This is a genomic window from Sedimenticola selenatireducens DSM 17993, from assembly GCF_000428045.1.
GTDB classification, from domain to species: domain Bacteria; phylum Pseudomonadota; class Gammaproteobacteria; order Chromatiales; family Chromatiaceae; genus Sedimenticola; species Sedimenticola selenatireducens.
Window position 1 is genome coordinate 1 of sequence record NZ_KE386615.1, and the last position, 12235, is coordinate 12235.

Genomic DNA, 12235 nt, shown 5'->3' on the forward strand with positions numbered 1-12235 from the left:
CGACACAGCAGGTCAACCGGAGGAGATGACAAACCTACCCAGAGTTGCGAAGGCAAGAGACCCTCGATGACAACACAGGTCAGACCGGCATACCGAAAACCTGGCGTGCCCACAGTTTACGAGAACGATAGGGNGATAAGGACGGTATGTGCGCATGCTCATCAAGGCCAGAAGCCAAGAGTCGCTTCGATAACAGGCCGGATATATGGTAGCAACTTGTCCCTGCCATCGAGATCTAATGCCTTGCAAATGGGGAGGAGACCATATATGGGCCATGTCCGCCTACGGTGCCCGCGGGGCACCCAATGAGTGGTTTCCTGGGCGGGCTGGAAGGTGTGAGGTTCGGGTTTTGCGCTAGCGGGACAGTTTCATCAACGCCTGGTTGAGTCGTCCCTCCAGCCGCTTCTTGAATTTCAGCAGCTGGATGGTGGTGGCGTTCTCCTCCGTACCGAAGCCGGCGAGTTCCAGGCTGGTCAGGTAGATGGGATAGGCCTTGTGGCCGATGCGCTGGTCCAGCAGATGCTGCGCGACCACGCTGTAGAGCTTCGCTCCATACTCCAGTGAGCTGAATTCGCGATCGCCGCAGACCAGCAGGTGGGGTGCCTGGTTCAGGTCCAGGCCTTCGCTGATCAAGCGCAGCTCCATATAGCTGTCGGGCAGACGATGCCGCGGCGGGGTGCGCGGTTCCGCCAGATACTCACCATCCCGGTTGCGTTGCAGGTGGTAGAACTCCGGCGCGTCCAGCAGATAGCGGTGGGCGGGCTGGTCGCCGGGCAGGCTCAGGCTGCGCAGCAGCAGCATCCCCTTGAGAAAGCGCTGCTGCTGCACCAGCAGATAGTGTTCATCTGCTTCCTGCATCTGTTGATGAAACAGCGCGCCATGCTCATCCAGGATGTAGAGCTCTGTCTGGCCTTTCCGGGTGCTATAGAAAACCTGAATCGCGCCGGCCCGGTTCAGGCGCATGATACAGGGCAACGGGGTCGCGGCGAGGCTGAGGCTGTCGATGGTGGTGGGGCGGAAGCTGTGCTGGGGTTCGGCCAGAATATCCAGCGCCTCCTGTTCGCCGGCGATCGGGAAGTAGGAGAACTTTTCATTCTGGTAATGGATCAGGTAGAAATCATCCTCGATCTGTTGTAAATAGCGGCTGTTGAGGCCGCTGCCCGCCGCGCTGAAGCAGTTCAGCACATCATTGAACAGCTTTTCGACCCGCCTGGCGGTGCTGCCGCCGCGTACCGAGTTAAAACAGTGTGCGGTGGCGCGGGGTGGCTGTTGGGCAGCGTTGCCTTGCAGCGCCATGCGCAGATAGTGGCACAGGCACTCCAGCAGTCCCCGGGTTCCCTGGTGGTAGGTGACCAGGGTCTCCCCCCAACTGGTGGTGATCAGCTGTTCCACCGTCTCCACCAGTGAGCTGTGTGCCGAACCAAAGCTGAGGGGGTCGCTGCGCTCGGTGGTGAGCTGTTTTCCGACCTTTGCCAGATAGGCCATCGGGTCGATGCCGGTGTTGAGAAACAGGGTGCAGGAGAGGGCATAGGGCGGCTGTTTCAGCCGTGCCATCGGTACCGGTACGGACTCATGCGGCTGATAGATATTGCTCAATGCCCCGAGTATGGCCCCCAGCTCCGCCTGACGGACCGGATTCTCCTGCGGATACAGGGTGACGATGGTCGTCAGATTGATTAACCGGTTCAGATGACACCAGGCCAGGATCTCGCTGAGACAGGCGGCGGTCTTCAGCGGGCTGGTGACCCGGGCTGCCTGCTCATTCACCTCGCCCAGGTAGAGGAACCAGGCGTATTGCTCGCCCTTGGTGCGGGCGTAGTGAAGTGAAATGCGCGCCTCGTAGAGGCTGCGGGTAATGCCGGGATTGATGCTGTCGATCTTTCCCGGGCGCTTCTCCAGGGCGGTGTAGAGCTTGCGCCCGAGCAGGCTGATCTCTTCCGGATCGATGGCTTCGGTGGAAGCGTATTCGCGGGCAAAGTCGGTCAGCAGTCGATAGCTGTAACTGAGCTCGCGCACCAGGTTGTTGCGCTCATCCATCACCTGGTCGATCTTCCAGCTGTGGCGTGAGTCGAGATTGACCAGTTCACCCTGGCGCCAGCCCCAGTCCTTTGTCAGTGCCTGCAACACCTCCCGCTTCCAGTCGTCCCGCGGACGCAACCGCTCCCGGCTCAGGGTCTGTTCGGATTTGAAATAGAGACAGCGCCGCGCCAGTTCCAGGCGCTCTTTTTCTCCCCGACCAAGCAGATACTGTTCGACCCGCTGGTACATCAGCACATAGGGATCCAGCTTGCGCAGATCGAAGTCGCCACTGTAGATGGCCTGTTTGGTCTCATGGCAGAGCCAGCGAATGTCGGGATAATCCCGGGCATAGGCCTCGGTCAGAAACAGTTTGAGTATGGTCTTGTAGGGTGACTCGATCCCCTTGAACAGCTGCCAGTGGGCGGCGCCCAGAAACTCCTCCACCGGGATCGCCTCCAGGCTGCCGAAGTCGAGGCAGTCGAGCGGATCGATAAAGCGCTTGTGGAACAGCATGCTGACGTACCGGGTGTAGTTCGCCTCCTCTTCGGGCGGGACCATCCACCAGACCGGATAGCGCCCGGCCAGCAGCACGCCGGTGCGATAGAACTCCTCCAGCAGCAGGTGCGGCTGGGTGGTGCCGCTGCTTTCATGGGACAGGGTGTCCAGCTTGCCGCCGCGAAAGGCGTCCACATCCATGAGAAAGAAGTGGACTTCCAGATTCAGCTCTTTGCCCCAGGCCTCGATCTTGCGTGCCTTGAGGCGCAACAGATCGCGCGCGGCTCGGTCCAGTTCCGGATCGTGGCAGAGCCAGATATCGAAATCGCTGCCGCGGGTATGGGCAATGCTGCCGATACTGCCCATCAGGTAGAGCGCCTGGATGTGAAAGCGGCGGCGCGCACGCTTTTTATACTCGAAACTGCGACTCAGCTTGCGGGCGAGTCGCAGCACCGCCTGGGTCGGGGCGTAGTCGGGAATGCCGATGGGTGTATCACTGCCGGCAAAGCCCGGCAGTGTGGGGTGGTTGATGTGGAACAGCAACGGCAACAGATCGATAAATATGCGCTGGTTCGGTGTCAGCTCCCGGGTGATTATCCGCAGCCGCTCACGGTGCAGGCCAAGGAAGCGCCGGCGCACAGTCAACAGCTGCTGGCGACCGATGCCGTCTTCGTATGACACTGCCTCGGCCATGTCCCAAACCTCAGGCTTGGCCGCTGGCGGCTTCGTTTTCTGCCAGGTTAATGAGTGCCTGCTTCATCAGCAGACGGGCATCCTGACCTTTGTGCCACTCGGCCAGACCAAATAGCAGTTCCAGGGAGTCGCCCGCATACGGGGCGGGAAGCGGCACCTCGGAAAAGCCGGCCAGCACCTTGTCCATCAGGTCCTTGCCGTGCTGCAGGCTGGTCTCCGGCAGGATGATGATGAACTGGCTGTGCTCCCAACGGGCAATCAGATCGACCCAGCGCAGGCGGTCACGCAGATAGCGGCTCACCTCCAGGATAATCTCATCCGGGATTGCTGTTTCGTCACGTTTGTCGAGCAGATGAATCACCGCCAGGCTGAGTGGATTCTGGTAGCGGCGGCTGCGGGCGACCTGGGTATTCAGGGTACGGGTGAGGGATTGGCGATTGGCCAGGCCGGTCAGTTCGTCGGTAATGGCCAGCTCCTCAACCTGCTGATTCAGCCGCTGGTTCTCTTCCCGTAGCCGCATCAGCTCGGTTACGTCCTGGAAATATTTAATGGTGTGAATTGCCGGCTCGGCGCCATCCCGGGTTTCAACAGTGCAGTGCAGCCAGCGCTCCTGCTCGACTCCCGTACCGAACAGGTGCATCAGCCCCGTGCCCTTGAACAGCCCGCGATGGGTAGTGAAGGGAAACTGCTCCCGATTCTGTCCCACCAGTTGATCGGCCTTCAGGCCCAGCATGCTCTCCAGGGCCGGGTTGAGCCAGTTGATAGTGCCACTCTGATCGAAAATCAACACACCACAGGGGACATTCTGCAGTGCCTGGTAAATAATACTGCTTGATTGAGTCAAAACTTAGATCCTCCGATCTGTATTCTCTGGTTGGCGGCCTGTCATCCCACTCTCCAGCGACTGTCGATGGAGACAAAAAAAATTTCCCGTTAACAGACTATAGTGCGTCCGTTTATGCTTAAACTTTAGAACTCAACTTTCAGAATAGTCTATCTTTTTTAATAGAATTCCCGCTGACAGAGGAGGCCGGATGGATTCGCGCAAGATCATGCCGGATGCCCGACTACACCCGGGAGATCCGCTTTGGCGGCGGGTGCCCACCGCAGACCGGGGTGGCCAGAACCTGGTTGATTTTATGCTGCTGATTCCAGGGTTGAAGCGCTGGGCCCCGCACCGGCGGGAACAGCTGTATGGGGAGCTTCGGGAGCTGTTCAGCCAGCATTCGGACCGGGTGGTGTTCGCCGATCTGAACATGAAACTGAATCTGCTCTGGATCAGTCATCGCCAGGGCAAGGGGATCTCACTGACCCTGTTTGAGGCGATTCGGGAGCGCGTTCCGGAGGCCGTGCTGGTGGCGAGCCAGGCCGAGGTTCAGTTGGGTCTGCGGGAACGGGCACGGCGGCGCTGGGGCATCCGGCTGCTGCTGGGTCGGGATGGGTGAACGGGCGGCTGAGTCATCTGGTGATGCGCCCACCGGGTTATCGGCCGTACAAAACTCACCATACCCTGTCGGTTTAAACTGTTACGCCCTATTCGTCGTCGTATTCATCAGCCCGGCGGGCATCGCCATACACCTTGTCAGCGGGATAGCGTGACTCATTGATGGCTATCTTGCGCTGGGCCGCGGCGATCAGGTCGATATCCAGCCGTTCTGCAGTACGGATCAGGTAAATCAGGATATCCGCCATCTCCAGGGCCACCTGTTCCCGTTTCTCCGGCGACAACTGGTGGCTCTGCTCCTCGCTCAACCACTGGAAGTGCTCCACCAGCTCGGCGCACTCGGCGATCAGCGCCATGGCCAGATTCTTGGGCGAATGAAACTGTTCCCAGTCACGTTTCCGGGCAAAGTCCAGCAGTCGTGCGTTCAGTTGGGCCAGCGAGTCGGTTGTCTTTTCATTCATCGGTAAACCACACCTGCAGTTCGGCGATACGTTGCTGCAGATCGGCCTCCGCGTAGGGCAGCCTTTCGCCGCAGCCCCAGACCGGTCCCGGCCAGCAGGTATCATCCTTTCGTCTTGCTACCACATGCCAGTGCAGCTGGGGCACCAGATTGCCCAGGGCGCCCAGATTGATCTTGTCCGGCGCATAGCACTGTTCCAGGACCCGCGCGGCATGGCTGCTCTCGATCGTCAGCAAGCGCTGGTCGCTCTGCTCCAGCTGGTGAACCTCGGTCACCCCCGGCCGTTCGGGAACCAGGATCAGCCAGGGGAAGCGTCGGTCGTTCATCAACCGCACCTCACACAGGGTCAGGTGACAGATCGGCCGGGTGTCCGCCGCCAGCCGGGGATGGAGTTGGAACGTCACCGGCTAGCGGTCCCGCCAGTTGGGCGGGCGTTTCTCGGTAAAGGCGTCGATGCCTTCACCCACGTCCTCGAACATCATGTTGTCCGCCATCGCCTCGCTGGCGAACTGGTAGGCCTGCTCAACACCCATCTCAAGCTGCTTGTAATACATCGCCTTGCCGAGTGCGACCGAGGCGCTGGATTTGTCGCAGATGGTGCGGGCCAGTTTCAGTACTTCAGCGTCCAGCTGTTCCAGCGGCACGGCGCGGTTGATCAGGCCTTGCGCGGCGGCCTGCTGGGCCGGTATAAAGCCGCCGGTCAAGAGCATCTCCATCGCCTGCTTGCGGCCCACATTGCGCGACAGCGGAACGCTGGGGGTGCCACAGAACAGGCCCACATTGATGCCGGAGACGGCAAAGCGCGATCCCTCTTCGGCAATTGCCAGATCACAGGAGGCGACCAGCTGACAGCCGGCCGCGGTGGCGATGCCGTGTACCCGGGCAATCACCGGTTGTGGCAGGCTGCTGATACGGGTCATCACCTGGCCGCAACGGGTGAACAGCTGCTGGAAGTAGGCGCGTTCGTTCTGGGTGCGCATCTGCTTCAGGTCATGTCCGGCACAGAAGGCGCGGCCGTTGCCGGCCAGCACCACCACGCGCACGCTTTTGTCCTCGGCGATGGCGTCCAGATTGGCCTGCAGGGCATCCAGCAGTTCCTCCGAGAGGGCGTTGAACTGGTTCGGACGATTCAGCGTCAGGTAGGCGATGCCGTCGCGGTCTTCGCGCAGCACCAAGGCGTCGTCTGCGGCGGTGGTGTTGGTTTGTGTCATGGCTCCTCTCCTGTGGGTTACTGGGTAACTATACATGCTGCGGGCGGGAAAATGCAGGTTGACGGTGTCATGGCGCTTCAGCGACCGATCCACCTGTAGGAGCGGCGCCGCGCGGCGATTTCGGCCCGAGGCTGGCCTCCTACATGCCAGGCGTTAACCTGGGCAGGCGAGTACGGTGGGCACGTCTGTTTCCTCGTTCCCACGCTCTGCGTGGGAATGCACATGGCCGCGCCCCGTGCGTGCACCTTAACCCACTGTTTGGCGGCTGCGGATCCGTCGGGTTACGCGGCGCTCGGGCATGGTCATTTTCTGAAAGCGTAGTGCCTTTACGCCGCTAGCCCCAACCTACGGGCTACCTGTCATGGGTAGCCCGCATGGAGCACAGCGGAATCCGTGGATTACTTGCTGCCACCACGATAGCAGGCGTTTACTCACTGGCTAGCCGCTGGCGGGCGCGTGCAATGGCCGCCCGTACCTGGGCTGGCGCGGTACCGCCGATATGGTTGCGGGCGGCCACGGAACCCTCCAGGGTCAATACCTCGAATACATCGTCATCGATCTGGCTGGAGAAACTCCGCAGCTCCTCCAGGCTGAGATCGGCCAGGTCGCAGCCCTTGCTGACACCCAGCGCCACCGCTTTTCCCACCACTTCGTGGGCGTCGCGGAACGGGGTGCCCTTGCGCACCAGGTAGTCGGCCAGATCGGTGGCGGTGGCAAAACCCTTCATCGCCGCCTCGCGCATGCTCTGGGGTTTGCAGGTGATGGCCGGGATCATGTCGGCAAACACCTTGAGCGAGCCCTTCAGGTTGTCCACGGTGTCGAACAGCGGCTCCTTGTCCTCCTGGTTGTCCTTGTTGTAGGCCAGTGGCTGGCCCTTCATCAGGGTCAGCAGACCGATCAGGTGACCGAAGATACGGCCGGTCTTGCCGCGCACCAGTTCCGGCACGTCGGGGTTTTTCTTCTGCGGCATGATAGAGGAGCCGGTGCAGAAGCTGTCCGAGAGATCGACAAAATTGAACTGGGCCGAGGACCAGATGATCAGCTCTTCCGACATGCGTGACAGGTGCATCATGATCAAGGCCGCGGCGGCACTGAACTCGATGGCGAAGTCCCGGTCGCTGACCGCGTCCAGGGAGTTTTCGCTCGGCCGCTCGAAGCCCAGCAGCTGGGCGGTGTAGTGGCGGTCGATGGGGTAGGTGGTGCCAGCCAGGGCGGCCGAACCGAGCGGCATGACGTTGACCCGCTTGTTGCAGTCGGCCAGACGTTCCCGATCCCGGTCCAGCATCTCGAACCAGGCCATGAGGTGATGGCCGAAGGTGACCGGTTGGGCGGTCTGCAGGTGGGTGAAGCCGGGCATGATGGTCTCCGCTTCCCGCTCCGCGGTATCCAGCAGGGCCTGTTGCAGGCGCAGGATCTCGCTGCGGATAATCTCGATTTCATCGCGCAGATAGAGCCGGATATCGGTGGCCACCTGATCATTGCGCGAGCGCCCGGTATGCAGCTTCTTACCGGCATCACCGATGGCGCGGGTGAGGTGGGACTCCACGTTCATGTGCACATCTTCCAGCTCCACCGACCAGTCGAACTGACCGGATTCGATCCGGGCCTGGATCCGCTCCAGCCCGGAGATGATGCTGTCACGCTCGGCCTCGGTCAGAATGCCGGACTTGGCCAGCATGGTGGCGTGGGCGATGGAGCCCTGGATATCATAGCGGTAGAGGCGCTGATCGAACTCCACCGAGGCGGTGAATGCCTCGACAAAGGCGTCGGTGGGTTCGCTGAAGCGGCCGGACCAGAGTTTTTTATCGCTCATGAGATAAATATTCCTGCGTGAGTGTGAAGCATTGGATAGATCGCCCGTTAAGAGAGTGTAAGATACTGGCTTGTGCCTGTGGCCCGCCAGGCCGCCCATCCGCCAGAGCGGTGCAATTGTATCAGGATTCCGGGCAGCGTTAAGTCAAACAGGGGGAGATGCCAGGGCGATGACGCAGAAAGGATCAAAGGGGCGGGTGCCGGAACGGCGCCAGACGGCCTATCTGCCGAACTTCTGTAGCATCCGGATGGTGTTCGGGGTGGTGATCTCGGCCGAACTGCTGGCGGTGATCCTCACCCTGGCATCGATCGGCTCGTTTCAGGAGTTTGCCGGTGAGCTGAGCCTGCGTTCGCTGTATATCCAGTGGATCGCACTGGTCGGCAGCGCACTGGTCTGCCTGCTGCGACCCTGGATCATTCATCTGCGGACCTGGCAGGTCGGCCTGATTATCTGGTGCAGCCTGATGGGCGTGACCCTGATAATCTCACTGCTGGCCATCTGGACCCTGGGGATGTCCGTTGGCGATGACTTTCTGCTCAAGAGCCTGGTGATCAGCGCCATTGTCTGCGCGGTGCTGATGCACTACCTCTCTGTCCAGTATCGCTGGCGCCTCCAGGTGGAGGCCGAATCGAAGGCCCATCTGCAGGCGCTGCAGTCGCGCATCCGCCCGCATTTTCTGTTCAACAGCATGAACACCATCGCCAGTCTGACCCGCACCGACCCGGCTCTGGCGGAAGAGGTGGTGTACGATCTGTCCGACCTGTTCCGCGCCTCGCTCGCCAATGCCCAGCGCATGTCCAGTCTGGGTGAGGAGATAGAGCTGTGCCGGGGTTATCTGCGCATCGAGGAACAGCGGCTCGGTGAACGTCTGCGGGTGACCTGGGATCTGGAAGCGCTGCCGCTGGATGCCGAACTGCCGGCACTGATCCTGCAGCCGCTGCTGGAGAACGCGATCTACCATGGCATTGAGCCGTCAACCGAACCGGGCCTGATCCATATCACCGGACGCTATCGGCGCAAGCGGGTCAATATCAGCATTCGCAATACCCTGCCGGTGGCCGGCGCCAAGGCGCAGCGCTCGGGTAACCGCATGGCGCTGCAGAATATCCGCGAACGGCTGCAGGGCTTTTTCGATGAGGAGGCCTCCCTGAGCGTCAGTGAAGTGGATGGCGAACATCAGGTGCGGGTGGTTTTCCCCCACCCCTGGAATGAACAGTGAAACGCGCAAATGATATCCTGATGATCCATCCGGCCAATCCATGATCAGGAAAAATATTTGTTGTGTATAAATGGCAACGGACACTCGCTGAGTCTGGTGGGTAATCAAGAATGAAAATATTGATTGTTGATGATGAGGCCCATGCCCGGGCGCGCCTGCGCAGTCTGATCGACGAGATCGGGCCGCCCTGGCGCGTGGTGGGGGAAGCCGACAACGGGCAGGATGCCCTGCAGCGCGTTCGGCTGGGCGAAGTGGATCTGGTGCTGATGGATATCCGTATGCCGGGGATGGATGGCCTGGAGGCGGCCGCCGTGCTGGCTGGGCTGGCGACCCCCCCGGCGGTGATTTTTGTCACCGCTTATGACGAACATGCCCTGGCGGCCTTCGAGCGCCATGCCGTGGATTATCTACTGAAACCGATACGCCGCGAGCGGCTGCAACGGGCGATCGAAAAGGCGGTCACCCTGAACCGGCCCCAATTGCAGGCTCTCCAGGCGCTGCAGGAGCAACCGGACGATGCCTATATCAGCGTCAGCTTTCGTGGCGGACTGCAGCGTATCCCGATCAGCGAGGTGATCTATTTCCAGGCCGACAACAAGTATGTGACGGTTTGCCATGCCGCCGGCGAGGCGCTGCTGGAGGAGTCGCTGAAGTCTCTGGAAGAGCGTTTCGTGCAGCGCCTGATTCGTATCCACCGGAATGCCCTGATCGTGCGGGAGCGCCTGCTCGGCCTGAAGCGTCTCGGCAACGGTGCCTGTGCGGTATCACTGGCAGGCAGTGTTGCCGAACTGGAGGTGAGTCGGCGGCACCTGCCGGAAGTGCGCAAGCTGCTGCGCGGCAGGATCTGACAAGCCGGTTCCAGTGGCCGGGACCGGGTGCGGCTATTCCGCCAGGACCGCCAGGCTGCCGGTTTTTTTCTTGGCCTGGTACATGGCCAGGTCGGTGCGCTTGATGAAAACCCCGGCAGGCTCGTCATCCTTGTATTCTGCAATCCCGATACTGAGCGCAACAGGATTGCCGTTCTGGGTGACTTCAACCAGATTGCTTGGCATATGCCGGCCGAAATAGTCGATCAGTCTCAGGGTGAGGCTGTCGGCCTTCTGTCGCGGGGTCTCCGGCAGCAGCACCATAAATTCGTCGCCGCCGTAGCGGAAACCGTAATCGCTGTTGCGCAGAATTGCGGAAATCGCCTCGCCGACGTAGCGCAACGCCAGATCCCCCTCCACATGGCCCAGGGTGTCATTGACCGATTTGAAGTTATCCAGGTCGATACAGATCAGGCTGAGCGGGTGGCTGTAGCGCCTGCTACGGGCGATTTCCTGGTTCAGCACGGTATGGAAGTGGCGCTGATTATAGAGCCCGGTCAGGCTGTCGGTGACCGACAGCAGCTTGAGTGAGCGTTCCAGCGCCAGGCGTTCGGTCAGGTCCCGAAAAAATCCGATACTGCCCACTTCCCGGCCCTGTTTTTCCACCAGGCTGGCAGAGAGCTGAATCGGGATCAGTGTACCGCTCTTGGATTGCAACTGGGTTTTGTGGCCGATAATCTGGCCCTGGATGCCGTTGTTTGTCTGATACATCAGGCGCTTTATCTCCCGGGCGCTTTCCCGGGAAGAGTAGAGTTTTGCAACCTGCATTTGTCCGACTACCTCCTCTCTGGAGTAACCGAGCAGATGCTCCGCGGCGGGATTGAACAGGGTGATGATACCGTCCCGATTAATGCCAATGACCGGATCGGGACAGATAAGCGCGAGTTCGTTGTTGATCAAGTTTATTGCCATGCAGTTGATAAGTCACTTGGGTGTCGGGCCACCCTATCGGCCGGGTTCGAATAACCTTGAGCTTTTATCAGGTATTGCATGTGTCGCTATAGCGGGAGGTTAAATAAGCGGTTGCTGTTTGCCTGTATCAGCCAGAGGTTATAGCATGCGCCTTTTTCCACCGAGAAAACCGTGATGTCCCAATCCCTACGTATCGCCACTCGAAAATCTCCCCTGGCCATGTGGCAGGCAGAGCATGTCGCCAAGTTGCTGCGGCAGGCCCATCCCGGACTGCAGGTCGAGTTGATCGGTATGAGCACCCAGGGCGACAAAATCCTGGATACGCCGCTGGCAAAAATCGGCGGCAAGGGGCTGTTCGTCAAGGAGCTGGAACAGGGCATGCTGGAAGGGCGGGCGGATATCGCGGTTCATTCCATGAAGGATGTTCCTGTGGAACTGCCCGAGGGGCTGCATCTGGCGGTGATCATGGAGCGCGAAGACCCACGCGACGCCTTTGTCTCCAATCGTTACAGCCGGTTGGAAGATCTGCCCGAAGGATCGGTGGTCGGCACATCCAGCCTGCGTCGCCAGTGCCAGTTGGCCGATCGCCGGCCGGACCTGAAGATCGCCCCCCTGCGGGGCAACGTGAACACCCGCCTGCGCAAACTGGATGAGGGAGAGTTTGATGCCATCATCCTGGCGACGGCCGGCCTCAAACGGCTGGGTTTTCAACAGCGTATCACTTCATATATAGAGAGCGGGGATAGTCTGCCGGCCATCGGCCAGGGGGCCATCGGCATCGAGTGCCGAAGTGACGATGAACGGGTCAACGCCCTGATTCAGCCGCTGCATGATCCCGAGACTGCCTGCTGTGTGCTGGCGGAACGGGCCATGAATCACCGGTTGATGGGCGGTTGCCAGGTGCCGATTGCCGGCTTTGCGGTGCTCAACCATGGCAAGCTGTTCATGCGTGGCCTGGTGGGTGAGCCGGATGGCAGCCGCATCATGCGCGCCGAAATCAATGGGCCGGCTGGTGAGGCCGAGGCGCTCGGCATTGCTGTGGCGGAGGATCTGCTCGGCCAGGGCGCGGATCAGGTGCTCAAACACCTTTACCAAAACTGAGT

General features: G+C 60.5%; 11 protein-coding genes. 4 read left to right on the forward strand and 7 right to left on the reverse strand.

Annotated features, from left to right (window positions below):
* Positions 1-354 precede the first annotated feature (354 nt).
* Both A3GO_RS0119420 and A3GO_RS0119425 read right to left on the reverse strand, forming a co-directional pair.
* On the reverse strand, positions 355-3207 hold the full coding sequence (locus A3GO_RS0119420) for a class I adenylate cyclase (protein WP_029134808.1): 2853 nt from the start codon (positions 3205-3207) through the stop codon (positions 355-357).
* Positions 3208-3217: 10 nt separating this feature from the next.
* The gene (locus A3GO_RS0119425; RefSeq protein WP_029134809.1) at positions 3218-4051 is read right to left on the reverse strand and encodes a sensor domain-containing diguanylate cyclase; all 834 of its coding nucleotides are present in this window, start codon (positions 4049-4051) and stop codon (positions 3218-3220) included.
* Between the two features lie 190 nt (positions 4052-4241).
* On the opposite strand from A3GO_RS0119425, the gene A3GO_RS24685 reads away from it, so the two are divergent.
* Complete coding sequence (locus A3GO_RS24685; protein ID WP_211245107.1) at positions 4242-4652, forward strand: hypothetical protein; 411 nt, start codon at positions 4242-4244, stop codon at positions 4650-4652.
* Positions 4653-4740: 88 nt separating this feature from the next.
* Here A3GO_RS24685 and A3GO_RS0119435 read toward each other — a convergent pair whose 3' ends face one another.
* The 4 genes from A3GO_RS0119435 to argH all read right to left on the reverse strand — a co-directional run bounded on the left by A3GO_RS0119435 (position 4741) and on the right by argH (position 8135).
* Complete coding sequence (locus A3GO_RS0119435; protein ID WP_029134810.1) at positions 4741-5112, reverse strand: nucleotide pyrophosphohydrolase; 372 nt, start codon at positions 5110-5112, stop codon at positions 4741-4743.
* Positions 5105-5515 carry an HIT domain-containing protein gene (locus A3GO_RS0119440; RefSeq protein ID WP_029134811.1) on the reverse strand — a complete coding sequence of 137 codons (411 nt, stop codon included), beginning with the start codon at positions 5513-5515 and terminating at the stop codon, positions 5105-5107. The genes A3GO_RS0119435 and A3GO_RS0119440 overlap by 8 nt, the downstream gene beginning before the upstream one ends.
* A gap of 3 nt (positions 5516-5518) precedes the next feature.
* Positions 5519-6322: an enoyl-CoA hydratase gene (locus A3GO_RS0119445; RefSeq protein WP_029134812.1), complete on the reverse strand. Its 804-nt coding sequence runs from the start codon at positions 6320-6322 to the stop codon at positions 5519-5521.
* Between the two features lie 427 nt (positions 6323-6749).
* The gene (gene argH, locus A3GO_RS0119450; protein ID WP_029134813.1) at positions 6750-8135 is read right to left on the reverse strand and encodes an argininosuccinate lyase; all 1386 of its coding nucleotides are present in this window, start codon (positions 8133-8135) and stop codon (positions 6750-6752) included.
* A 169-nt stretch (positions 8136-8304) separates the two neighbouring features.
* Here argH and A3GO_RS0119455 point away from each other — a divergent pair, with 169 nt between their 5' ends.
* Both A3GO_RS0119455 and A3GO_RS0119460 read left to right on the forward strand, forming a co-directional pair.
* Complete coding sequence (locus A3GO_RS0119455; RefSeq protein ID WP_029134814.1) at positions 8305-9354, forward strand: sensor histidine kinase; 1050 nt, start codon at positions 8305-8307, stop codon at positions 9352-9354.
* Positions 9355-9464: 110 nt separating this feature from the next.
* Entirely contained in the window at positions 9465-10202 is a 738-nt protein-coding gene (locus A3GO_RS0119460; protein WP_029134815.1) for a LytR/AlgR family response regulator transcription factor, read from the forward strand.
* 33 nt (positions 10203-10235) lie between these two features.
* Here A3GO_RS0119460 and A3GO_RS0119465 read toward each other — a convergent pair whose 3' ends face one another.
* Positions 10236-11132 carry a sensor domain-containing diguanylate cyclase gene (locus A3GO_RS0119465; RefSeq protein ID WP_029134816.1) on the reverse strand — a complete coding sequence of 299 codons (897 nt, stop codon included), beginning with the start codon at positions 11130-11132 and terminating at the stop codon, positions 10236-10238.
* A 174-nt stretch (positions 11133-11306) separates the two neighbouring features.
* On the opposite strand from A3GO_RS0119465, the gene hemC reads away from it, so the two are divergent.
* Entirely contained in the window at positions 11307-12233 is a 927-nt protein-coding gene (gene hemC, locus A3GO_RS0119470) for a hydroxymethylbilane synthase (RefSeq protein ID WP_029134817.1), read from the forward strand.
* Positions 12234-12235: the final 2 nt, after the last annotated feature.

Excerpts from the sequence above, each read along its gene's own strand:
- A3GO_RS0119420 (WP_029134808.1), bottom strand. The coding sequence starts at position 3,207 with ATGGCCGAGGCAGTGTCATACGAAGACGGCATCGGTCGCCAGCAGCTG.
- A3GO_RS24685 (WP_211245107.1), top strand. The coding sequence starts at position 4,242 with ATGGATTCGCGCAAGATCATGCCGGATGCCCGACTACACCCGGGAGAT.
- A3GO_RS0119435 (WP_029134810.1), bottom strand. The coding sequence starts at position 5,112 with ATGAATGAAAAGACAACCGACTCGCTGGCCCAACTGAACGCACGACTG.
- A3GO_RS0119445 (WP_029134812.1), bottom strand. The coding sequence starts at position 6,322 with ATGACACAAACCAACACCACCGCCGCAGACGACGCCTTGGTGCTGCGC.
- argH (WP_029134813.1), bottom strand. The coding sequence starts at position 8,135 with ATGAGCGATAAAAAACTCTGGTCCGGCCGCTTCAGCGAACCCACCGAC.
- A3GO_RS0119455 (WP_029134814.1), top strand. The coding sequence starts at position 8,305 with ATGACGCAGAAAGGATCAAAGGGGCGGGTGCCGGAACGGCGCCAGACG.
- A3GO_RS0119460 (WP_029134815.1), top strand. The coding sequence starts at position 9,465 with ATGAAAATATTGATTGTTGATGATGAGGCCCATGCCCGGGCGCGCCTG.
- A3GO_RS0119465 (WP_029134816.1), bottom strand. The coding sequence starts at position 11,132 with ATGGCAATAAACTTGATCAACAACGAACTCGCGCTTATCTGTCCCGAT.
- hemC (WP_029134817.1), top strand. The coding sequence starts at position 11,307 with ATGTCCCAATCCCTACGTATCGCCACTCGAAAATCTCCCCTGGCCATG.